Genomic DNA, 23,435 nt, shown 5'->3' on the forward strand with positions numbered 1-23,435 from the left:
TAAACCCGCTTTTCCGCCGGCGTTTGGCGAGATTCCGCCCAAATTGGGGGCTTTCGGGCAGCGGTCAGGTGACCGATCCGGTCTCCGAGAGGGGCCAGTAGAAATCCGGCGGCAACCCGGCCTCGGCGCGTTTTTCCTCGTTGAACGGAGGCTTTAGCGGACCGTGGAAGTAGGTTTGGACAAGCCGGTGGAATTCGTCCTTGGGGTCGATGTCATGGCGTCCGCAGAGGAAGTGGAACCATTTGGAGCCATAGGCCACATGATGCACCTCTTCTGCGTAGATGACCTCCAGCGCCGCGACGGCCTGTTCGGCGGCTGGGTCTGTGGCCTTGCGAAAAACCTCGATCATCCCCGGCGTCACGTCCAGCCCGCGCGCCTCCAGCACCATGGGCACCACGGCCAGACGGCCCATGATATCCTCTGCCGTCTCTTCCGCCGCACGCCACATGCCGGCATGGGCGGGCAGATCGCCGTAGAAACTGCCCATGGTGTCGAGACAGCCGGTCACCAGTTGGAAATGCTTGGATTCCTCGTCGGCCGATTTGACCCAATCGTCGTAGAATCCGATGGGCATCGGGACATGGCCAAACCGCGCGATGATGTCCCAATGCAGATCGACCGCGTTCAGTTCGATATGCGCGACCGCATGCAGCAGCGCCTTGCGCCCCTCGGGGGTGCCGGGGCGGCGGCGCGGTACGTCGCGCGGGTCCAGCAGGTCAGGCTGCGCGGGGCGGGCAGGGCGCAGGGGTGGGGTGGCCGTTCCAACCGCGATCGGCGCGGCCTCGCCCGTGCGCGATGCAACCCACTGTGCCGCGAACCGGCGGCTGAGATCGGTCTTTTCGCGGGCGTCGGCGGTTTCAAGCACCGTCGCTGCCATCTGGGTCAGCGTCGTCGGGGTCACAGGGCCTGCACCGCCTCCAGCACGTCGGCGGCGTGGCCTGCGACCTTCACCTTGGGCCAGACACGGGCGACGGTGCCCGCGCCATCAATCAGGAAAGTGGCGCGCTGGATGCCCATGCTCTTCTTGCCATACATGTTCTTTTCGACCCACGTGCCGTAGGTTTCGCACAGCGTTCCATCGGCATCTGACACGAGGATGACGCCGAGGTCATGCTTGGCGATGAATTTCTCATGCTTGGCGACAGTATCCCTGGATACCCCGATGACCGTCGCGCCCGCGGCCTGAAAGTCGGGCAGCATGGCGGTGAAATCATTGGCTTCGGTGGTGCAGCCCGGCGTGTCGTCGCGCGGGTAGAAATACAGCACCACGGGGCCGGGGCGCAGGGAAGACAGGGTCAGATCGGTGCCCCCGTCGCGGGGCAGGGTGAAATCCGGGGCGGTCGTTCCGGGGTCGATCATGAAAAGCTCCTTGTCATCGGCGGAAAAACGCAAGTCCGGTTTGCAAGCTAGGCGAAATGCGGCGAAGATAAAGACCGAAAGAGACCAACAGACCAATCTGATCGAGCACCATCCCTGATGTCAGACACCGGCCCCGATCCGCTGCCGCCCCGACCGAGGCGCCGGCGTCCCCTGCGCTGGCTTTTGCGGGGCGTTGCGTTGTTGGTTGTTCTGACAACGGGGCTGTTGCTGGCGCTGGCCTATCCGCCCGGCGGGGGCCGGGTCGTGCCGCTGCCGGAATGGGCGCGGGCGCGGATCGAGGCCCGGATCGACGCGTCGATGCCTGCGGGCGAGGTGACGGTGGGCAGTGTCGGCGTGGCCCTGTCGCGCGGGCGCCTGATGCCGCGCATCCGCTTCACCGACCTGCGCCTGTCCGAGGCGGGGCAGCCCCGCGTCATCCTGCCTGCACTCGAGGTCGAGATGGACCGCGCTTCGATGCTGCGCGGCGACATGCGCCCGCGCCGCGTGGCCATCCTCGGGGCGGGTCTGCGGGTGGCGCGGGCGGCGGATGGCAGCCTCGACCTTGCCTTCGCGGGAACCGAGTCCGCCGAACCCCGCGATCTGGCCCAGACCATGGCGGGGATCGACCGGATGTTCCAGCAAACGGTCTTTTCCCGGCTGGAACGGGTGGAGGGGCAGGGCATGACCCTGAGCATCGAAGACTCGGACTCGGGCGAGATCCTTCGAATTTCCGATGCGACGATAGATCTGCATCCGGCAGGGGACGCCCTGATCCTGTCGGCCGAGGGGGCGTTGGAGGATCGGCCCGACAGCACCCTGTCGCTGACCTTCGTGCGCCATGCCGACCTGTCGGAAACCGTGGCGGCGGCCGAGTTCACCAACCTGCACAGCCGCGATATCGCGCTGTTTTCCGACGCGCTGGAATGGCTGACGCTGGTCGATGCGCCACTGTCGGGGCGGCTGTCGACGGTGCTGTTCGATGACGGGTCGGTTGGCACGCTGTCCGGCGCGCTCGATGTCGGGGCCGGGCAGGCGGTGCCCGGCGGCGGTGTCGATCCGCTGCCGCTGAACGCGATGATGCTGAGTTTTGATTACGACGCCGCCTCGGCGCGCATGTGGATCAACGATTTCACGCTGGATGCCCCGGCCTTGTCGGTTCGGCTCTCGGGTCATGCGACCTTGCAGGACGGGCCGATCTACCTTGCGCAGGTGCAACTCGATGAAATCACCGCCGATCCGCCCGGCGTGTTCGCAGCCCCCGTCAGCTTTGCCGGGGGGGCGGTCGATCTGCGGCTGCAACTCTACCCCTTCGCCTCGGTGGAGTTCGGCCAAGCGGTGCTGTTCGACGAAGGGCTGCACCTGACCATGCGCGGGCGCGTCGCGGCGGAACCAGAGGGGTTGGCGGTGCGCCTTGACGCCGAGGTGCCGGACCTCGAGGCCAGCCGCGTTGCGCCGCTGTGGCCGGTGTCGGCCATTCCGCATACTCGGGACTGGATCGACGAGAACGTCCTTGGCGGCACCATCCAGAACGTGCGTGCAGGGCTGCGTCGCGCCGCAGGAGAGCCGGGTACACGGGTCGCCGTGACCTTCGACTTTCACGATGCACTGGTGCGTGGATTGCGGCGGATGGCCCCGATCGAGGGCGGGGCCGGGTATCTCGACATCAGCGACAACGCCGTTACGGTTGCCCTGCACGAGGGACATGTAACCGCCCCGGATGGCGGCGACCTCGACCTTGCGGGCAGCGTCCTGCGTATTTCCGACACCCGCGAGCGCGAGCCGCCGATGCGGATCGACCTGTCGGTCGAGGGACCGATTTCCTCGGCGCTGACGCTGATCGCGGCAGAGCCGTTCAACCTGCTCGACCAGTTCCCGTTCGATCCCGCAACCGTGGCCAATGGCCGGGCTGATCTGCGTGGGACGTTGTCCCTGATCCTTCAGGAACAGGTCCGGTCCGAGGATGTAACCTTCGATTTCGGTGGCACGCTGCGTGGCGTCACCTCGCGCGAGTTGGTGCCGGGGCGGGTGTTGCGGGCTGCCAGCCTGACGCTCGCGGCGGATAACAGCGCGCTTTCGATTGGCGGGCAGGCGGACCTGGACGGGCTGGAAGCAAACGCCACCTGGAGCCGGGCGCTTGGCCCCGACAGCACGCCCGACAGCCGCGTGACCGGAACTGCGACGCTGACCCCCCAGTCGCTGGCCGCCTTCGGAGTGCGCTTGCCCGACGGAATTCTGCGCGGGCGCGGCGCAGGCAATTTCACCCTCGACCTGGCCCGTGGACAGCCGCCAAGGCTGGCGGTCACCTCGGACCTTGCCGGACTGGCGCTGTCGGTGCCGTCGCTTGGCTGGTCGCTGTCCTCTGGCGGCACCGGGCAGTTATCGGCGGATATCCTGCTTGGCGAGGCCCCCGCCGTGCCCCGGCTGGAGATTTCGGGCGCGGGGTTGCAGATGGCGGGGTCGGTGCAGCTTGCGGCGGATCAGAGCCTCGACCGTCTGTCGGTTGATCGCCTGACCATGGGCAACTGGCTGGACGTGTCCGGTGCGCTGGTGGCGCAGGGCAATGGGTTGCGGGTTCAGGTCAATGGCGGCGAGGTCGATCTGCGTGGCCTGCCGCAAGGCGCGGGTGGGGGCGGGGACTCGCTGCCGCTCGACATCCGTCTCGACCGGCTGACGGTGACCGACGCGATTTATTTCACCAATTTCAGCGCCGGTCTGGGCGGCACGCCGATGAGTGGCGATTTCCGGGGGCTGGTCGGGGGACAGATCGACGCGCAGGGCACGGTGGTCGCCGAGGCGAACGGCATGGCGGTGCGGCTTTCGGCGGCGGATGGCGGCGGGCTGTTGCGCGCGGCGGAGATTTATCCTGGCGCCTATGGCGGAGTGCTGGACCTGATCCTGCGTCCCTTGCCGGGGCCAAACCGCTATTCAGGCCTGCTCACCATTAATAACCCGCGCCTGCGCAACGCCCCGGTCATCGCGGAATTGCTCAATGCCATTTCCGTGGTTGGGCTGCTGGAACAACTGGCCTCCGGCGAAGGCGTGGCGCTTGGCGATGTGCGGGTGGTGTTTTCGCTGGAACCCGACGTGGTGACGGTCACGGACGCGACCGCAATCGGCCCGTCGATGGGGCTGTCCCTGGACGGGATTTACAATATTCCCAGTCGCTACATGGACTTCGAAGGCGTTTTGTCACCTTTCTATATGGTCAACGGGCTGGTGGGCGGGTTATTCACCCCGCGCCGCGAGGGGCTGTTCGGATTCACCTATCGCCTGACGGGGTCGCCCGACAACAGCGAGGTATCGGTCAACCCGCTCTCGGTCTTGACGCCCGGCATCTTCCGGGAAATCTTCCGTCGCCCGCCCCCGGAGGCTGCACAGTGAAACTGGACGATTTCGACTTCGACCTGCCCGAAGGGCTGATCGCCACCCGACCGGCCAAGCCGCGCCCGTCTGCCCGGTTGCTGCACGCCGTCGGGGACGAGATCCGGGATCTGCATGTCTTCGACCTGCCCGACCTGTTGCAGCCCGGCGACCGGCTGATCCTGAACGACACCAAGGTGATCCCGGCACGGCTGACCGGGCGGCGCTGGCGCGAGAGCGCGCAAGGCACGGTGTCGGCCAAGATCGAGGTGACGTTGCTGGAGCCGCAGGCCAACGGCACATGGTCCGCGCTGGCGAGGCCGCTACGCAAGCTGGCGCTTGGCGAAACCGTTATTTTCGACGCGGGATTGGAGGCCGAGGTGGCCGGGCTGGACAGTGGGCTGACCCTGCGGTTCAACCAGACGGGCGAGGCATTCGACACCGCGCTGAACGCGGCGGGCGCCATGCCGCTGCCGCCCTATATCGCCGCCAAGCGGCCTGCGGATGCGCAGGACCGCGAAGATTACCAGACAGTCTGGGCACGCCGCCAGGGCGCGGTCGCGGCCCCCACGGCATCGCTGCATTTCGACGAGGGGTTGATGGCGGCGCTTGCAGCGCGGGGGGTCGGGGTCACCTTCGTGACGTTGCATGTCGGTGCGGGCACGTTCCTTCCGGTCACGGTCGAGGATGTGACGACACACCGGATGCATGCCGAATGGGGCGAGGTGACAGAGCAGGCCGCCGCCGAGATGAACACCACCCGCGCAGCGGGCGGGCGGATCGTTCCGGTGGGCACCACCGCGCTGCGCCTGATCGAAACCGCCGCGCAAGAGGACGGCACGATGGTGCCGTGGCAGGGCGATACCGATATCTTCATCTACCCCGGTTATCGCTTCAAGATCACCCAGGGTCTGATGACCAACTTCCACCTGCCGAAATCGACATTGATGATGTTGGTTTCGGCCCTGATGGGCCCCGATCGGATCAGGAAAATCTACACTCACGCGATCACGGAAAATTACAGGTTTTTTTCATATGGTGACGCGTCGTTGCTTTTCCCCACTTTGGGCGCAATCTGCCGATAACCTATCCTGAAAAGGTCGTTTTTCGACGGTGGCCATATGATTGGCCCTGTCATAAGGTTGAGACGACTCGAGGTGGAGCAGCGCCATGAAACAGGTCATCGCCAGTGCGTGGGCCATTCTGTTCGGGCTGATGCTCTTGCAGGTCGGCAACTCACTGCAAGGCACCCTTATGGGTGTCCGCGGGGGTATCGAAGGCTTTACCACTTTCCAGCTTTCCCTGATTGCATCGGCCTATTTCGGCGGTTTCCTGTTCGGCTCGCGTCTGGCGCCCCGGATGATCCGCCGGGTCGGCCATGTGCGTGTCTTCGCGGCGCTCGGCTCTTTCATTTCCGCCGCCCTCATCCTCTACCCCGTCTGGACCGACCCCTATGTCTGGATGGCGTTGCGGGTGCTGATCGGGTTTTCGCTGTCGGGCGTCTACGTGACCACGGAAAGCTGGCTGAACAACTCGGCCACCAACGAGACGCGGGGACAGGCGCTGTCGGCCTATATGCTGGTGCAGATGGTCGGGCTGGTGTTGGGGCAGGGGCTGTTGAACCTGGGCGATCCGTCGGGCTTCGTCTTGTTCATCATCCCGTCGGTTCTGGTGTCGCTCAGCTTTGCGCCGATCCTGCTGGCCGTCGCGCCGACCCCCGCGTTCGAGACCACCCGCCCGATGAGCTTGTTGCAGCTCTACAAGAACTCGCCCCTCGGCTTCGTGGGCATGATCCTGCTCGGCTTCGTCTATTCGGCACAGTTCGGCATGGCGGCGGTCTACGGCACCGAGGCGGGGCTGAGCGTGGTCCAGATCTCGATGTTCGTATCGGCCTTTTTCATCGGCGGTATCGTGTTTCAGTTTCCCGTGGGCTGGCTGTCCGACCGGATGGACCGCCGGATACTGATCTTTTTCGTGGCCCTTCTGGGGGCGATGTCGGGGGCGCTCGGATTTTTGTTCGGCGATATGTTCGAGATCTTGCTGGTCGTCGCGGTTCTGACCGGCGGGCTGGCGCAGCCGCTATATGCGCTGCTGATCGCCTACACCAACGATTATCTGGAAGTGGAAGACATGGCCGCCGCATCCGGCGGGCTGGTCTTCATCAACGGGCTTGGCGCGATTGCCGGCCCGCCCGTGCTTGGTTGGCTGATGGGGCGGATCGGCCCCAGCGGCTTCTGGTTGTTCCTCGCCATCACGCTGGCCGTCATGGCGGGCTATGGCGGCTGGCGGATGACCCGGCGCCAATCGGTCTATGCCGGGTCCGACGATTACGAGTCGGTGTCCTATACCCCGATCATGCCGAGCGCGTCGCCGGTGATCGTGGAAACCGCTCAGGAACTCTACGCGGAGGCTACGGAGGAGATGGCCGAAGCGGAGGAGGAAGAGAAGCTCACGGGGACCTGAAGACCCCGGGGCACATTTGAGGCAGACGACGGAAAGGAGTGCCCTGCCATGCAACACCCATCGGAAGACATCCTGTCTTTCTGGCTGGAGGAGGCCGGACCAGACAAATGGTACGGGGGCGGCGACGCCTTTGATGCCGAAATCCGTGAACGGTTCATGGACCTCTGGCAAGAGGCCCGCGACGGCAAACACGACGATTGGACAAGCCACCCGCGCAAGGCGCTGGCACTGATCATCCTGCTCGACCAGTTTCCCCGCAACATGTTCCGCGGCGAGGCAACGGCCTTCAGCACGGATTTGAAGGCCCACTCGGCGGCATGCTATGCACTGAAACAGGGCTGGGACGAACGGTTCCCGCAACAAGAGCGTCAGTTCTTCTATCTGCCCTTCATGCATTCCGAGGGGCTGACCGATCAGGACCATTCCATGCGCCTGACCTGCCAGAAGATGCCGGATATCCGCGAAGACAAGCTGCCCCATGCATGGGCGCACCGCGAAATCATCCGACGGTACGGCCGCTTCCCCTATCGCAACGCCGCGCTCGGGCGCGATGACAGCAGTGCAGAACGAGAGTTTCTTGAGTCCGGCGGATATGGCAAACTGCTTGACGAGTATCGTCACGAGGCGATGTGCAAGTAGTTTAGTCGTTGAACTAAACGATCGAGACGGCGAGCCGGATCGCGCGGAATTGGCGATTTCCGGGTTGATTGGGGTTTTGAATTAGTTTAACGTTAAACAAATATCGACCGGAGGAGTGGAAATAGTGGCGGCTCAGTCTTTTGATACGGTGGTGATCGGGGCAGGCCCCGGCGGATATGTGGCGGCGATCCGGGCGGCACAGCTCGGCCAAAAGGTCGCTATCGTCGAACGAGAGCATATGGGCGGCATCTGCCTGAACTGGGGCTGTATCCCGACCAAGGCGCTGCTGCGCTCGTCTGAAGTGTTTCACCTGATGGAACGCGCCAAGGAATTCGGACTCAAGGCCGACAACATTGGCTACGACCTCGACGCGGTGGTCAAACGCTCTCGCGGGGTGGCCAAGCAATTGTCCTCCGGCATCGGCCACTTGATGAAGAAGAACAAGATCACCGTCTTCATGGGGTCGGCCACCATCCCGGCCAAGGGCAAGGTCAAGGTCGAAACGGACAAGGGCAGCGAAGACCTGACCGCCAAAAACATCGTTCTGGCCACCGGCGCCCGCGCCCGCGAACTGCCGGGGCTGGAGGCGGATGGCAAGCGCGTCTGGACCTACAAGGCCGCGCTGCAACCGCCGCATATGCCCAAGAAACTGCTGGTCATCGGATCGGGTGCCATCGGCATTGAATTTGCCAGCTTCTACAATACGCTAGGCGCCGACACGACGGTGGTCGAAGTGATGGACCGCGTTCTGCCGGTGGAAGACGCCGAGATTTCCGCTTTCGCCAAGAAGGCCTTTGAAAAGCAGGGGATGAAGATCCTGCAAAAGGCGATGGTCAAGCAGCTCGATCGCGCCGCCGACAAGGTCACCGCCCATATCGAAATCGGCGGCAAGATCGAAAAGCACGAGTTCGACACGGTAATCTCCGCCGTGGGCATCGTCGGCAATGTCGAGGGGCTGGGGCTGGAGGCGCTTGGCGTCAAGATCGACCGCACCCATGTGGTCACCGATGAATTTTGCCGCACCGGTGTGGACGGGCTGTATGCCATTGGCGATATCGCGGGGGCCCCGTGGCTTGCCCACAAGGCCAGCCATGAAGGCGTGATGGTGGCCGAATTGATCGCGGGCAAGAAGCCGCACCCGATCAAGCCGAATTCCATCGCGGGCTGCACCTATTGCCACCCGCAGGTGGCCAGCGTCGGCCTGTCCGAGGCCAAGGCCAAGGACGCGGGATACGAGGTCAAGGTTGGCCGCTTTCCCTTCATCGGCAATGGCAAGGCGATTGCCCTTGGCGAATCAGAGGGCCTGATCAAGACGGTCTTCGACGCCAAGACCGGTGAATTGCTGGGGGCCCATATGATCGGCGCGGAAGTGACCGAGCTGATTCAGGGCTATGTCGTGGGCCAGAAACTGGAGACTACGGAAGAAGACCTGTTCGAGACCGTGTTCCCGCACCCGACACTCAGCGAAATGATGCACGAGGCCGCGCTCGACGCCTATGGCCGCGTGATTCACATGTAAGTAGCACCAAGGTCGGGGGCGCAGGCCGACAAGTCCGCGCCCGCGACCGCATTTTCGGCACATTTCCAGCTTATCCTGTTGCGCGGCAACCCGACAGGAGAGGCGGCGTGGCAAAGCTCAGCGATCAATCCGATTTCAGGTCACCTGTGCCAAGTGACAGACGGCGGGGCCTGTCCCGCCGGGGTCTTGGCCTTTCGTCGATCGTCGAATTCTGGGTCGGTCTGGCCGACAGCCTGCATCGCAACATCCTGCTCGGCATTCTGGTCTTTGTGCTTGCCGGGGCGGCGTTTCAGCTGCCGTTGTTCGAGATTTCGCTGATCTTCCTGTTCGCCTATCTCGCGCTGATGGCCATCGCCTCGCTGTTCAGTCGGCGCTGACGCCCTGACCCCGAAGGAACAGGGCATAAAGCCTCAGGGCGCGGTGACCGTCAACGGTGCCCGCCCGATGATCCGCCGATCCTGATTCATGAAATACCGGATCTCGTAATCGCCGGGGGAGTCGGGCAGGTCGACCAGCACCGGGTCGCCATCGCGGGTGTAGGTATATGTTTCATACCCTTCCGGATCGTCCAGCCGCGAAATCCCGATATAGTCGTTGCGGTAATCAGGCCCGTCATGTTCGACTGCGATCCGCCCGCCCGCGGTGGCCGTGGCCGGGGCTTGCAGCGTGACGGTGATATCCTCGATCGTGATCGGGCTGCGGGCATGGACGCTGCGATCCTGGCTGACAACATAACGCAGTTCATAGGCACCCGGCTCGGTCGGCGCAGTGACCCGCAGGGGCGTGCCGTCGCGGGTATAGGTGTAGTTTTCGTACCCGTCGGGGTCATCTTGCCGCGAGACGGCGATGAAGTCGTTGCGATAATCCGGCCCGGTCCACTCCACCACGATAGGTTGTCCGACACGCGCCGTCTGGGGGCCCGACACGGTCGCCGACAGCGCCGTCACCTCGATCGTGCGGCGGGCAAGGATGGTGCGGTCCTGATTGACGAAATAGCGCAACTCGTAGCTGCCCGGCGTGGCCGGCATTTGCAGGCGCAGCGGGCTGCCGTCGCGGGTGTAGGTGTAGTTTTCATACCCGCTGTCATCGTCCAGCCGCGAAATCCCGATATAGTCGTTGCGATAGTCTGGCCCGGTCCATGAGATGGTGATCGTCGCGCCAGCGATGGCCGTCTCGGGGGCCTCAAGGTTCGCGTCTACCTCGGTTACCGTGATCGGACGGCGGGCAATGATCGTGCGATCCTGATTGACGACATAGCGCAGTTCATATTGCCCCGGCGTGACCGGCATGGTCAGCATCAGCGGGCTGCCATCCCGCGTGTAGGTGTAGTTTTCATACCCGCTGTCATCGTCAAGCCGGGACACGGCCACATAATCGTTGTCATAGTCCGGCCCGGTCCATGCCACGGTTACGGTGTCCCCGGCGTTTGCCGTGTCGGCCGCGTCGAGGGTCGCGCCGACCTCGGTCACGGTGATCGAGCGGCGGGCGATGATCGTGCGATCCTGGTTGATCACGTAGCGCAGCTCGTACTCGCCCGGCTGTGTCGGCATGTCCAGGGTCAGGGGCGTGCCGGTGCGGGTGTAGGTATAGTTCTCGTAGCCGGACGGGTCGTCGGGCCGCGAGATGGCGACATAGTCGTTGTCGTAGTCCGGCCCCGTCCACGCGACCGGGATCGAGGCACCTGCGGTCGCCGTCTCGGGGGCGTCCAAGGTGGCCCCGACCTCGGTCACTGTGATGGGATGCCGGGCGAGGATGGTGCGGTCCTGGTTGACCACATAGCGCACCTCGTAGTCGCCGGGGTCCGTCGGCATGACCAATGACACCGGGGTGCCTGTGCGGGTGTAGGTGTAATTCTCATACCCGTCCGGATCGTCCAGCCGGGAAACAGAGATATAGTCGTTCTGATAGTCCGGCCCGGTCCAGTGCACCCGCACCGTGGCCCCGGCCACGGCGGTGGCCTGTGTTTCCAGCGTGGCCACCACATCCGTCACGGTCACGATCCGCCGCGCAAGAACACGATTGTCCTGATTCATCAGGTAGCGCAGTTCGTATTCCCCCGGTTCGGTAGGCATCAACACCCGCGCCGGAGAGCCCCCGCGCGTGTAGCTGTAATTCTCGTAGCTGTTGCCACCCGCATCGACCCGCGCGACCGTGATCGCGTCATTGCGATAGTCGGGTCCGGTCCATGTGACGGGCAGGGTGGCCCCGGCCTCGGCCAGATCGGGCGCGTCCAGCGTGGCGCTGACCTCGGTCACCGTGATCGTCCGCCGCGCGATGACCCGGTGGTCCTGGTTCATCACATAGCGGATCTCGTAGGTGCCCGGCTGGGACGGCATCTGCAATTGCAGCGGCGTGCCCTGCCGGGTGTAGGTATCGTTGATGCTGCGATTGCCGGGCTGATCGGCCGCGGCCACGGTGATCGTGTCGTTGCGGTAATCAGGCCCGGTCCATTCCACGGCAATCGTGTCCCCCGCAACGGCGGTGTCGGGCGCATCCAGCGTGGCGGTGACCTCGGTCACCGTGATCGCGCGAGAGGCAAGAACGCGGCTGCCTTCGTTCAGGACGTAGCGGATGACATAGCTGCCGGGAAAAGCGGGCATCTGAAGGTCCAGCGGCGTGCCTTGCCGGGTGTAGCTGTCATTGATGTTGCGGCTGCCAGGCATGTCGCTGCTGGCCACGGTGATCATGTCGTTGCGCGCATCGGGGCCGTCCCACGCCACTTGAATGGTGGCCCCGGCGACGGCGGTCTCGGGCGCTTGCAGCGTTGCCGGGGCGGGCAGGGCGCGGATGGCACGTTCCGCCAGAACCCGGTTTCCTGCACCGTCCACATATTGCAGCAGATAATCCCCGGCCTCGGAGGGCAGGGTCACTTGCAACGGGTTGCCGTCGCGCGGAAAGACCTGCTGGAAACTGGCCGAGCGGTCCGCGGTGGCCAACAGGATGTAGTCGTTGTCCGCGCCGGGGCCGGTCCATTGCACGGGCACCGCGCTATCGACATAGGCCTCGTCCGGGGCGGTCAGGCTGGCGTCGGGGATCAGCGGTGGCATCACGAACAGGAATTCCTGCGGACCGGGCAGCGTGACGGAGACCGTCCCGCCGTGCTGGGTCTCGGTGACAACACGGGTCAGGTGCACCAGATAGTCGCCCGGCAATAGGTCGGTCGAAATCGAAGGCGCCTCTGTGGCCTCGTACACCACCTGCCCGGTTGCATCGGTGACCTCCCAGATCAGCGGCGAGGTCGGGGCGGCGTGATCGGGCCCGACGACGCCGCGCAGGGTGACATGGGTCATCGGCGGCGGCGGCGGGGCGACGGCCACCTGTTCCAGCGCCTGCGCCAGTTCCTCGGCATTGTCGGCGCTCAGGTATTGCCCGCCGGTGTTTTCGGCAAGGCACTGAAGTTGTGCGATATCTTCCGGCGCGGCCACGTCGAAGCCGATGACGTGGGCGGTGAAGTCGATCCCGGCCTCTTCCAGCGCGGTGCCGACGGCGCAGGGATCGACATCACAGGTTTCGCGCCCGTCCGAGACAAGGATCACGGTGGCGGCGTTCTCGGTATATCTGAGCGCTTCGGCGGCCTGCACCACGGCGTCCGACAGCGGTGTGCGGCCGCGCGGGTTGACGGTGTTGACCAGCCGCTCGATCTGCGCCCGGTTGTCCGCCCCCGTCGCAGGTTGCACCATCACCTCGATATCCGAGCAATCGCCACGCCGCCGGTGGCCATACATCGTCAGGCCAAGCGCCATGTTGTCGGGAATCTGGGTCAGCAGGCCCGAAATCACCTCTCGCGCGATGACGATCTTGTTGACGCCATCTATCTGGCCCCACATCGACCCGGAGGCGTCGAGGACAAGCATGGTCGAGGGCGTGTTGCGTCCGGTTTCCTGCGCCGAGAGGGGCAGGATGGACAGCAGGACCATCAAAAGGGTGCAGACCAATCGGCGCATGGGGCGGACTCCAGCAAACAAGAACGTGAAATAATCCTTATATGCTAGCTGGAATTGCCGAGTCCCCCAAGCCTTGTCTACGCGGCGGTGCAGAAAGAACGGCTGCGCCCGGTCACCGGGCGATGGCGCCGCCCGCCATTTGCCAATGCGCCAGACCGCCGAGGTTATAGACCTCGTTCAACCCCATCTGCCGCAGCATCCGCGCCGCCATCTGCGAGCGTCCGCCAGAGGCGCAATAGAGCACCACGGGTTTGCCCGCGCGAAATTCCGGCAGGCATTCCGGGCTGGCCGGGTCGGCCTTCATCCGCAGGGCGGCCAGCGGAACGTGCAGCGCGCCCTTGGCCTTGCCACTGGCCATGACCTCGGCCCCGTCGCGGATATCGACAAGGGTGATTTCTCCGGCAGCCGCCCGGCGCACGGCCTCGGCCGGGTCATAGGCCACGGACGGGGAGTTGGAGGAAAAGAAACCGAACATGGTCGTGCCTTTCAGGAATTGGTTGTCATTGTCAATAAAGTGTGTGTCGGTGTCTTTTCAAGGGAAATTTTGCACCCGCAGCATAATTCTCGTGAAATGAGACCGGCGGCCACGGATGCGTTCCCGATATGTTCTTTCTTTTCGGTTGGAGACTCGCGCCGCCTCCACTATCTCTTAACCAAGTAATCCCCCGGGGGCAGGTATGGCCGAGCTGAAGACCATCGAGGTGCGCGGCGCGCGCGAACACAATCTAAAGAATATAGACGTGGATATTCCGCGCGATGAGCTTGTGGTGATCACCGGCCTGTCCGGCTCTGGCAAATCCTCGCTGGCCTTCGACACGATCTATGCCGAAGGGCAGCGTCGCTATGTTGAATCGCTGTCGGCCTATGCCCGGCAATTCCTCGACATGATGGAAAAGCCGGATGTTGATCACATCTCGGGCCTTAGCCCGGCGATTTCAATCGAACAGAAGACGACCTCGAAGAACCCGCGCTCGACCGTCGGCACGGTCACGGAAATCTACGACTACATGCGGCTCCTGTTCGCCCGCGTCGGCACGCCCTACAGCCCCGCCACCGGCCTGCCGATCGAGGCGCAGCAGGTGCAGGACATGGTGGACCGCGTGATGGCGCTGGAGGAAGGGACGCGCGGCTACCTGCTGGCGCCCATCGTGCGCGACCGCAAAGGCGAATACCGCAAGGAAATGCTGGACCTGCGCAAGCAGGGGTTTCAGCGCGTGAAGGTGGACGGCGCGTTCTACGAGCTGGACGAGCCGCCGACGCTGGACAAGAAATTCCGCCACGACATCGACGTGGTGGTTGACCGGATCGTGGTGCGCGAGGGGTTGGAAACGCGATTGGCGGACAGTTTCCGTACCGCGCTGGACCTTGCCGATGGTATCGCCATCCTGGAAACCGCCCCGAAAGAAGGCGAGCCCGAGCGCATCACTTTTTCCGAGAAATTCGCCTGTCCCGTCAGTGGCTTCACCATCCCCGAAATCGAACCGCGCCTGTTTTCCTTCAACGCGCCTTTCGGGGCCTGCCCGTCCTGTGACGGGCTGGGGGTAGAGCTGTTCTTCGACGAACGCCTTGTGGTGCCGGACGCCGCGCTGACGCTGGAAAACGGTGCGCTGGCCCCGTGGCGCAAGGGCAAGTCGCCCTATTTCACCCAGACCATTCAGGCCATTGCCCGGTTTTACGGGTTCGATCCGACGACCCCGTGGAAGGATCTGTCGGACGATGTGAAGCAGGTCTTCCTGCGCGGGTCCGGCGACACGGAAATTCCGTTCCGCTATGACGATGGCGGGCGGGTTTACGAGGTGACGCGCAGCTTCGAGGGCGTGATCCCGAACATGCAACGGCGCTACCGCGAGACCGACAGCGCCTGGGTGCGCGAGGAATTCGAACGTTACCAGAACAACCGCCCCTGCGGCGCGTGCGGTGGCTATCGTCTGCGGGAAGAGGCGCTGGCGGTGAAGATCGCGGGGCTGCATGTGGGCCAAGTGGTGCAGATGAGCATCCGCGACGCCGCCGACTGGTGCGCGACCGTGCCCGACAGCCTGACCGTGCAAAAAAACGAAATCGCCCGCGCGATCCTCAAGGAAATCCGCGAGCGGCTCGGGTTTCTCAACAATGTCGGGCTGGAATACCTGACCCTCAGCCGCAATGCAGGGACGCTCAGTGGCGGGGAAAGTCAGCGCATCCGGCTGGCCAGCCAGATCGGCTCGGGCCTGACGGGGGTGCTCTACGTTCTGGACGAACCCTCTATCGGTCTGCATCAGCGCGACAATGACCGCCTGCTGACCACTCTGAAAAACCTGCGCGATCAAGGCAATACCGTGATCGTGGTGGAGCATGACGAGGAAGCGATCCGCGAGGCGGACTATGTCTTCGATATCGGCCCGGGTGCGGGGGTGCACGGGGGACGGGTGGTCGCCAAGGGAACCCCGGCTGAAATCGCCGCTGATCCCGCCTCGCTGACCGGGCAATACCTGTCGGGCCAACGGGAAATCACGGTGCCGGTCACGCGGCGCGCGGGCAGTGGCAAATCTGTGCGCGTGGTCAAGGCCACCGGCAACAACCTTCAGGACGTGACAGTCGACTTTCCGCTGGGAAAATTCGTCTGCGTTACGGGGGTGTCCGGCGGCGGCAAATCCACGCTGACGATCGAAACGCTGTTCAAGACCGCCTCGATGAAGCTGAACGGCGCGCGCCAGACGCCCGCGCCTTGCGAGACCATCAAGGGGCTGGAGCATCTCGACAAGGTGATCGACATCGACCAGCGGCCCATCGGGCGCACCCCGCGGTCGAACCCCGCCACCTATACCGGCGCCTTCACCCCGATCCGCGATTGGTTTGCCGGGCTGCCCGAGGCGAAGGCGCGCGGCTACAAGCCGGGGCGGTTCAGTTTCAATGTCAAGGGTGGCCGGTGCGAGGCCTGTCAGGGCGATGGCGTCATCAAGATCGAGATGCATTTCCTGCCCGATGTCTACGTTACGTGCGAAACCTGCCAAGGGGCGCGCTACAACCGCGAAACGCTTGAGATCAAATGGAAGGGCAAATCCATTGCCGATGTGCTCGACATGACGGTCGAGGATGCGCGTGACACGTTCAAGGCCGTCCCCGCGATCCGCGACCGGATGGAGGCGCTCAGCCGTGTTGGCCTCGATTATATCAAGGTGGGCCAGCAGGCCACGACCCTTTCAGGTGGCGAGGCACAGCGGGTGAAACTGTCGAAGGAACTGTCGAAACGCGCCACCGGTCGGACGCTCTACATTCTAGATGAACCGACCACGGGTCTGCATTTCGAGGATGTGAAGAAGCTGTTGGAAGTGCTCCATGAACTGGTGGAGCAGGGCAACACGGTGGTGGTGATCGAACACAACCTGGACGTGATAAAGACCGCCGACTGGATCATCGACATCGGCCCCGAGGGGGGCGACGGCGGTGGCACGATTGTCGCAGAGGGCACACCGGAAGAGGTGGCCGAGGTCGAGCACTCGCATACCGGGCGCTACCTGAAACCGATGTTGGAGGCGGCCAAGGTTGCCGCAGAGTAACGGGTTGCCACCCGGTCACCGCCGCCCAAAAGTAAGCCCATGCGCCTGATACCCTTTCTCTTTATCGTTGCCCTTCTTGCCCTGACGGGGTTGCTCTATATCCGGCTTGCACCCATGCAGGTCGGGCGGTGGCATGTGGACCCGCTGACCGCCACGCGGCCGGCTACCCCCAATGCTTACCTGCTGCGCGATGCGGATGGCGATGCCCCGGCGGCCCGGTTCGACGTGCCCTTGCCGCAGGTTGCCGCCGCATTGGAACAGGTCGCAGCCGCCGCGCCCCGCACCGTGACGCTGGCGGGCAGCGCCGCGGGCGGTTTCGTCACCTATGTGCAGCGCAGCCGCCTGATGGGCTACCCGGACGCCATTTCGATCCGCCTGACCCACGAGGACGGCACCACCCGCGTCTCGGTCTTTTCGCGGTCGCGCTATGGCCGGTCCGATCTGGGTGTGAACCAGGCCCGCGTGACTCGTTGGATGGCGGCGCTGGCGGCGCGGCTCGGCTCTTGACGGGACAGGCAGGTCACGCCAAACGACAGGGATGTTGCCCAGTGACCGCCTCACCCAGATCACCGAACGGTTCGAGTATCTCGAAGCGCGCCTGAACGCGGGCCCCGCCGCCAATGAAATCGCCGCGATCAGCCGCGAGTATTCCGAGCTGAAACCGGTGGTGGATCAGATCGCCGCCTATCGCCGTCTTCAGTCAGAGATGCAGGAGGCCGAGGCGCTGCTTGACGATCCCGACATGGCGGAACTGGCCGAAGAGGAACTGCCCCGCCTGCGCGAGGCAATGCCCGCCGCCGAAAAGGCCCTGCAAATCGCGCTGCTGCCCAAGGATTCCGCCGATGCGCGCCCCGCGATGATCGAAATCCGCCCCGGCACCGGGGGCGACGAAGCCGCGCTTTTCGCGGGCGACCTGTTGCGGATGTATGAACGCTACGCCGAGGCGCGCGGCTGGACGCTGGATATTGTCGAACAGCAATTGACAGAGCTTGGCGGCATCAAGGAGGTCATCGCCCATGTGACCGGCGAGGGCGTCTTTGCCCGGTTGAAGTACGAATCCGGTGTGCATCGGGTGCAGCGGGTGCCGACCACGGAATCCGGTGGGCGCATCCATACCTCGGCGGCCACGGTCGCCGTCCTGCCCGAGGCGGAAGAGGTCGATATCGACATTCCCGCAGGCGACATCCGCATCGACACGATGCGCGCCAGCGGGGCAGGGGGGCAACATGTGAACACCACGGACTCTGCCGTGCGGATCACGCATATCCCGTCGGGCATCGTCGTCACCAGTTCCGAGAAATCGCAGCACCGCAACCGCGAAATCGCCATGAACGTTCTGCGTGCGCGGCTGTTCGATCTGGAACGCCAACGGGCGGCGGATGCCCGTGCGGCAGATCGCAAAAGCCAGGTCGGCTCCGGCGACCGCTCGGAACGCATCCGCACCTATAATTTCCCGCAGGGCCGCGTCACCGATCACCGCATCAACCTGACACTCTACAAGCTCGATCAGGTCATGCAGGGCGATCTGGACGAATTGATCGACGCGTTGATTTCCGACGATCAGGCCCGGATGCTGGCGGAGATGGAAGGGTGATCCCGACCGGGTCAGAGGCCCTGCGGCGCGGGATCGTGTCGTTGCGGGCCGCTGGCGTGGAGACCCCGGAACTGGATGCGCGTCTGTTGATGGCAGAGGCCCTGGGCGTGCCCCGTGCGCGTCTGACCGTCGCCCTGCACGATCCGCTTGGCGATATCGCTGAAGCGGACTTCTTCCACATGATTGCCTTGCGCGAAAGTCGCCGCCCGGTGTCCCAAATCCTTGGGCGCCGTCTGTTTTTCGACCGGTGGTTCGCGGTGACACCAGAGGTGCTGGACCCGCGCCCTGAAACCGAAACCCTGGTAGCCACGGCATTGGATCACCCCTTTGACCGGGTGCTCGACCTTGGCACCGGGTCTGGCGCGATCGTGGTGACACTGTTGGCAGAACGTCCCCAGGCGACCGGGGTCGGCACCGACCTGTCGCCACACGCGGTGCAGGTTGCCCGACGCAATGCCCTGTCGCTTGGGGTCGAGGGGCGGCTTTCGCTGACCCTGTCCAACTGGTACGCTTCCATTGCCGGGCGGTTCGACCTGATCGTCTCGAACCCGCCCTATATCGCGGCGACGGAAATGGCGGCCCTGTCGCCCGAGGTGCGAGAGCACGAGCCGCGCATGGCCCTGACCGATGAGGCCGACGGGCTGACCGCCTATCGCGCCATTGCAGTCGGGGCACTGGCGCATCTGCGGCCCGGCGGCTGGCTGATGGTCGAAATCGGCCCCACCCAAGGCGCAGCGGTGTCTGATATCTTCCGACAGGCCGGGCTGACCGAGATCGGCCTGCGCCCCGATTTCGATGGCCGTGACCGGGTGGTGTTGGCCCGCGCGCCCCTTGAAATCCCGGCGGATAGCCCCGACCTTGGGCAAGGGGACGCGTGATTTCACACAAATCCGCGCAGTCTGCCTGCAACAAAGGCGAAAAATCGCAAATCATGCACAGTTTGCGCTTGTTTGCCTGCGCCCCCGTGCTTACACAGGGGTCAGCGGATGCGGAATGGACAAATTCCATGCCCCTGCAGATCACCCTCACATGAGACGACATTTTCGCTGAGGGCGACAGCAGACAAAACGGCAAGGGGAAGGTCCACGCGGCAGGCGTTCGTCGCCGCAGTCACCGTCAACCGTGTCCCAATGACCCCAGGACAACTGGAACAGACCAAAGACATGAGATCTTCAAAAAACCGCTCGCGGTCCAAGGGCAATCGCAACCGCTCCATGGGCAACATCGTCAACCGTGTGTTTGACAGTTCAGGCCCCGAGGGCAAGGTGCGTGGCACCCCCCAGCAAATCATCGACAAGTACACGCAGCTCACCCGGGATGCGCAACTGTCGAATGACCGTGTGGCCGCCGAAAACTTTCAGCAGCACGCCGAGCACTACACCCGTATGCTGGGTGAGGCGCAGCGAGAGCAGGATGCCCGCCGGGCCGAGCAAGAGGCGCAGCAACAGGCACGCGATTCTCGCCAGAACCGCGACACCGAGTCCGACCAGCCGCGTGCCGAGCAGCCCAAAGGCCAGCAACAGGATCGCTCGTCGGATCAGCCCGCCAGGGCCGACACGCCCGAGCCTGCGTCCAGGGATGCCGCCGAGGGCGCGCAGAAATCCTTTGACGACGTGATCGACGTGCCCGCGTCAGGCGATAGCGGCCTGGTGCAGACGCCCGAAAGCGCGCCCAAGCCCAAGGCCAAGCGCACCCGTCGCAGCCCCAAGAAGGCCGACAGCGCGCCGAAAGAAACCTCTGGCGACTCTGCGCAGGACGCGGCCACGCCGTCGGCGCCCGAAGGTGGCCCGCAGGCGGCCGAGTAGGGAAAGATGCGCTCAGCCCGCCGCGACTTGGCGGGCGAGCGCACAAAACCCTTCGATCGACACCTGTTCGGCGCGATCCGTGGGTGTCAATCCCGCGGCCAGAATCCGGTCTTCGATATCGGGGGCCACGCCCTTCAATGCCGCGCGCAGCATCTTGCGCCGCTGGTTGAACCCGGCGGCGACCACGCGTTCCAGCACCTTCGGTTCCGCCTCGAACCGGGGCGCTGGCAGGGCGGCCAGATGCACCACGGCAGACCGCACCTTGGGCGGCGGGGTGAAAGCTTCGGGCGGCAAGCCAAGCACGATCTTGGCATCGCAACGCCATTGCGCCAGCACCGCCAGCCGCCCATAGGCCTTGCCGCCGGGCTGCGCCACGATCCGCTCGGCAACTTCGCGCTGAAACATCAGGGTCAGGCTTTGCCATTGCGGCGGCCAGACCTTGGGCGTCAACCAGCGCACCAGCAATTCCGTTCCGACATTGTAGGGCAGGTTGGCAACCACCTTGATTGGCGGTGTCAGATGCGCGGCCCAATCAACGTCCAGCGCATCGGCGTTCAGCACCTCAAGCCGCCCCGGATAGGCCGCCGCGATCTCGGCAAGGGCGGGCAGGCACCGGGCATCCTTTTCAATGGCCACCACCCGTCGCGCGCCCTCGGCGAGCAGGCCGCGCGTCAACCCGCCGGGGCCGGGGCCCACCTCCAGCACATCGGCACCCGTCAATTCCCCGGCGGCGCGCGCGATCTTCGCCGTGAGGTTCAGGTCCAGCAGGAAGTTCTGGCCAAGCGCCTTGCGCGCGCTCAACCCGTGACTCGCGATCACCTCCCGCAGGGGGGGCAGCCCGTCAATGGTCGCCATGTAACCCTCCGCCAAGGTTAACGCGCGCGCGCGCCTTCATCTTTGGCCAAATGCCCCGGAGGAGTCGCCGCAAAGTGATGGGGGCAGCGCCCCCTGCAACCTTGATCATGCCGCGCCCTCCGCCCGGGCCAGGGCCATATCCCGCGCCATCCGAAGGGCCGCGATCATGCTGGTCGGGTCGGCCCTGTTCTGCCCGGCGATGTCGAACCCGGTGCCGTGGTCGGGCGAGGTTCGGATGAAGGGCAGGCCGAGCGTGACATTCACGCCCCCAGCGAAATCAATGGTCTTGATCGGGATCAGCGCCTGATCGTGATACATGGCAATGGCCGCGTCATAACGCGCGCGGGCGGCGGCGTGAAACATCGTGTCGGCGGATTGCGGTCCGGCGATCTGCATTCCCTCGGCGCGCAGCCGGTCCAGGACCGGGGTGATCACCTCGATTTCCTCGCGCCCCATAGCGCCGCCTTCCCCCGCATGGGGGTTCAACCCACAGACGGACAAGCGTGGGCTGGTGATCCCGAAATCGCGGATCAGGGCGGCCTGGGTGATGCGCAGGGTCTCGTCCAGTAGATCCGGGGTCAGCGCGCCCGGCACCTCCGCCACGCAAATATGGATCGTCACCGGCACCACCCGCAACTCGGGGCAGGCCAGCATCATCACCACCCGCTCGACGTCGGCCAGGTGGGCGAGGTATTCGGTGTGGCCGGGAAAGGCGAAGCCCGCCCCGTCCTTCAGTGCCTTCTTGTGGATCGGCGCGGTGCACAGCGCCGCGGCGGCCCCCGATTGCACCAGCTCGACACCCCGTGCGATCACGTCGATGACCCCTTGGGCATTGCCCGGCGACGGATCACCGGGGCGCGCGGGATCGGCAAAGGCGTGTGCCAACAGGGGCAGGGCGTCCCGCACAGTGGCGGCCTCGGATGGATCGGCGATTTCCACCACCGGGCCCAGTCCCGCGAAATGACGCGGGTCTCCGATCGCAAAGAACGGCAACGAAGAGCCGAGCACGGCCCGCGCCTTGGCGATCACCTCGGGGCCGATGCCCGATGGCTCCCCGCAACTGATGGCGACGGGGGGCAGGACGGCCGTGGTCATGGGGTTTCGACGATGATCGCATCGGCGCGCAGTTCGGCGAGATAGCCCTCTGCATAGCTTTGCAGCCGCTGCTGGAACAACGCTTGGCGCACTTCTTCGCGCCCGCCCTCGGGCAATTCGGTCGAGCGGCCACACAGCATCAGGAACAGCATGTCTTGGCCATTGTTGCGGGTCAGCGCTGTCGAGACCTCGTTCGCATCGAGCTTGGCCAGTTCCAGAGAAACATCGCCCGGCACGTCGCCGACCGGCAGTGACACCCGCTCGAAGCCGCCGGGGCGCACGCCGTAAAGGTCGTCACAGGTATCCAGGCTGTCGCGCAGGTCTTGTGCGGTGGCCTGCGCCTCGGGGCTTTGACCGTCGGGGATCAGAACCTGCGCATATTCCAGCGCCGTCACATCGGGGGTGACAAAGCCCGTTTCCTGCAATCCGCGCAGCTGAAAGATCGCAATGGCGGGGCCAAGCGGCACCGGATCGGTCACGTCGCCCACGTTCATCGGCAACAGGATGGCGCGCAACTGGGGCGGGATCGACGACAGCGGCCGCCAGCCGAGATCGCCGCCGCGGGCGGCTGTCGGAGACGCTGAATAATTGCGGGCAGCCTCGGAAAAGGCACCGATCGAGCCGTCCACCTGTTCGGCCAGTTGGGCCAGATCGGTGCGCAGCGAGTCCTGGTTCTGCGCATCAAGCGGCACAACCAGTTCGGCAACGCTGATCTGGGCCCCCTCTTCTGTCGTGGACATGGTCAGGGCGCGGTCGATTTCATCCTCGGTCACCTGCGCGCGCGGGCCGAAACGGGTGCGCACGATATTGCGCCACGTGATCCCGGCGGACACGAAATCGCGGAAGGTCTGCGGCGCAATACCTTCATTCTGGATCGCGCCAAGGAACGCCTCGGTCGACATGTTGGTGCGTCCGGCGAATTCCTCCATGCCCTGATCGACGGCCTCGGGCGTGGCCAACAGGCCGGTGCGCCGACCGACATCCTGTTGCAGCCGCTCGTTGATCAGCGACTCGCGCGCCTGCTGTTCCAGGTCGCCCGGCGCGTTCAGCAATTCGAGAAACTGTACCCGCTGCTGGATTTCGTAATTCGTGACCACGCGGTCATTCACCCTGACAGCCGGGGAAAACAGGCCCTGCGCCATCGCGGGTTGTCCGACCGACAAGGCCAGCACCAGCGCCATGGCCAGCGCCTTGACGGCGTGAAGGGGGCGGGGGCTGTCTGCTCGGGTCATCATGGTCAGGTCCGTCATTCCTTGGTCTGGTCTT

At 64.7% G+C, this 23,435-nt stretch carries 18 protein-coding genes; 11 read left to right on the forward strand and 7 right to left on the reverse strand.

Annotated elements, in window-relative coordinates; translation table 11 throughout:
- Positions 1 to 64: 64 nt before the first annotated feature.
- Together BKY27_RS13080 and BKY27_RS13085 are read right to left on the reverse strand one after the other, a co-directional pair.
- Positions 65 to 877 carry a ferritin-like domain-containing protein gene (locus tag BKY27_RS13080; protein ID WP_071675046.1) on the reverse strand — a complete coding sequence of 271 codons (813 nt, stop codon included), beginning with the start codon at positions 875 to 877 and terminating at the stop codon, positions 65 to 67.
- A gap of 20 nt (positions 878 to 897) precedes the next feature.
- The gene (locus tag BKY27_RS13085) at positions 898 to 1,359 is read right to left on the reverse strand and encodes a peroxiredoxin (RefSeq protein ID WP_071675047.1); all 462 of its coding nucleotides are present in this window, start codon (positions 1,357 to 1,359) and stop codon (positions 898 to 900) included.
- Between the two features lie 198 nt (positions 1,360 to 1,557).
- On the opposite strand from BKY27_RS13085, the gene BKY27_RS13090 reads away from it, so the two are divergent.
- The 6 genes from BKY27_RS13090 to BKY27_RS13115 all read left to right on the forward strand — a co-directional run bounded on the left by BKY27_RS13090 (position 1,558) and on the right by BKY27_RS13115 (position 9,717).
- Positions 1,558 to 4,740 (forward strand): AsmA-like C-terminal region-containing protein, encoded by a 3,183-nt coding sequence (locus tag BKY27_RS13090; protein ID WP_158514982.1) that lies wholly within the window; start codon positions 1,558 to 1,560, stop codon positions 4,738 to 4,740.
- Positions 4,737 to 5,804: a tRNA preQ1(34) S-adenosylmethionine ribosyltransferase-isomerase QueA gene (queA, locus tag BKY27_RS13095; RefSeq protein ID WP_071674947.1), complete on the forward strand. Its 1,068-nt coding sequence runs from the start codon at positions 4,737 to 4,739 to the stop codon at positions 5,802 to 5,804. The genes BKY27_RS13090 and queA overlap by 4 nt, the downstream gene beginning before the upstream one ends.
- An 85-nt stretch (positions 5,805 to 5,889) precedes the next feature.
- On the forward strand, positions 5,890 to 7,182 hold the full coding sequence (locus tag BKY27_RS13100) for an MFS transporter (protein WP_071674948.1): 1,293 nt from the start codon (positions 5,890 to 5,892) through the stop codon (positions 7,180 to 7,182).
- A gap of 48 nt (positions 7,183 to 7,230) precedes the next feature.
- Positions 7,231 to 7,821 (forward strand): DUF924 family protein, encoded by a 591-nt coding sequence (locus tag BKY27_RS13105; RefSeq protein ID WP_071674949.1) that lies wholly within the window; start codon positions 7,231 to 7,233, stop codon positions 7,819 to 7,821.
- A 124-nt stretch (positions 7,822 to 7,945) separates the two neighbouring features.
- Positions 7,946 to 9,340 carry a dihydrolipoyl dehydrogenase gene (gene lpdA, locus BKY27_RS13110; protein WP_071674950.1) on the forward strand — a complete coding sequence of 465 codons (1,395 nt, stop codon included), beginning with the start codon at positions 7,946 to 7,948 and terminating at the stop codon, positions 9,338 to 9,340.
- Positions 9,341 to 9,447: 107 nt separating this feature from the next.
- A complete protein-coding gene (locus BKY27_RS13115) occupies positions 9,448 to 9,717 on the forward strand; it encodes a hypothetical protein (RefSeq protein WP_071674951.1) in 270 nt (89 codons plus the stop codon).
- Between the two features lie 33 nt (positions 9,718 to 9,750).
- Here the strand turns inward: BKY27_RS13115 and BKY27_RS13120 are convergent, their stop codons facing one another.
- Together BKY27_RS13120 and BKY27_RS13125 are read right to left on the reverse strand one after the other, a co-directional pair.
- Positions 9,751 to 13,284: a VWA domain-containing protein gene (locus BKY27_RS13120; RefSeq protein WP_071674952.1), complete on the reverse strand. Its 3,534-nt coding sequence runs from the start codon at positions 13,282 to 13,284 to the stop codon at positions 9,751 to 9,753.
- A 112-nt stretch (positions 13,285 to 13,396) separates the two neighbouring features.
- Positions 13,397 to 13,759, reverse strand: coding sequence for a rhodanese-like domain-containing protein (locus tag BKY27_RS13125; RefSeq protein ID WP_071674953.1), 363 nt, complete (start codon positions 13,757 to 13,759; stop codon positions 13,397 to 13,399).
- A gap of 202 nt (positions 13,760 to 13,961) precedes the next feature.
- Here BKY27_RS13125 and uvrA point away from each other — a divergent pair, with 202 nt between their 5' ends.
- The 5 genes from uvrA (at position 13,962) to BKY27_RS13150 (ending at position 20,219) form a co-directional block, all read left to right on the forward strand.
- Complete coding sequence (gene uvrA / locus BKY27_RS13130) at positions 13,962 to 16,820, forward strand: excinuclease ABC subunit UvrA (protein ID WP_071674954.1); 2,859 nt, start codon at positions 13,962 to 13,964, stop codon at positions 16,818 to 16,820.
- A gap of 39 nt (positions 16,821 to 16,859) precedes the next feature.
- A complete protein-coding gene (locus BKY27_RS13135) occupies positions 16,860 to 17,327 on the forward strand; it encodes a DUF1499 domain-containing protein (protein ID WP_071674955.1) in 468 nt (155 codons plus the stop codon).
- 31 nt (positions 17,328 to 17,358) lie between these two features.
- Entirely contained in the window at positions 17,359 to 18,414 is a 1,056-nt protein-coding gene (gene prfA / locus BKY27_RS13140) for a peptide chain release factor 1 (protein ID WP_071674956.1), read from the forward strand.
- Complete coding sequence (prmC, locus tag BKY27_RS13145; RefSeq protein WP_233491838.1) at positions 18,411 to 19,292, forward strand: peptide chain release factor N(5)-glutamine methyltransferase; 882 nt, start codon at positions 18,411 to 18,413, stop codon at positions 19,290 to 19,292. The genes prfA and prmC overlap by 4 nt, the downstream gene beginning before the upstream one ends.
- A 285-nt stretch (positions 19,293 to 19,577) precedes the next feature.
- Positions 19,578 to 20,219, forward strand: coding sequence for a DUF4167 domain-containing protein (locus BKY27_RS13150; protein ID WP_071674957.1), 642 nt, complete (start codon positions 19,578 to 19,580; stop codon positions 20,217 to 20,219).
- A gap of 12 nt (positions 20,220 to 20,231) precedes the next feature.
- Here the strand turns inward: BKY27_RS13150 and rsmA are convergent, their stop codons facing one another.
- The 3 genes from rsmA to BKY27_RS13165 form a co-directional block, all read right to left on the reverse strand.
- Positions 20,232 to 21,074, reverse strand: coding sequence for a 16S rRNA (adenine(1518)-N(6)/adenine(1519)-N(6))-dimethyltransferase RsmA (gene rsmA, locus BKY27_RS13155; protein ID WP_071674958.1), 843 nt, complete (start codon positions 21,072 to 21,074; stop codon positions 20,232 to 20,234).
- Positions 21,075 to 21,179: 105 nt separating this feature from the next.
- Positions 21,180 to 22,169: a 4-hydroxythreonine-4-phosphate dehydrogenase PdxA gene (gene pdxA / locus BKY27_RS13160; RefSeq protein WP_071674959.1), complete on the reverse strand. Its 990-nt coding sequence runs from the start codon at positions 22,167 to 22,169 to the stop codon at positions 21,180 to 21,182.
- On the reverse strand, positions 22,166 to 23,419 hold the full coding sequence (locus BKY27_RS13165; protein ID WP_084667967.1) for a peptidylprolyl isomerase: 1,254 nt from the start codon (positions 23,417 to 23,419) through the stop codon (positions 22,166 to 22,168). The genes pdxA and BKY27_RS13165 overlap by 4 nt, the downstream gene beginning before the upstream one ends.
- Positions 23,420 to 23,435 lie beyond the last annotated feature (16 nt).

The sequence above is a fragment of the Nioella nitratireducens genome (assembly GCF_001879715.1).
Classification (GTDB): domain Bacteria; phylum Pseudomonadota; class Alphaproteobacteria; order Rhodobacterales; family Rhodobacteraceae; genus Nioella; species Nioella nitratireducens.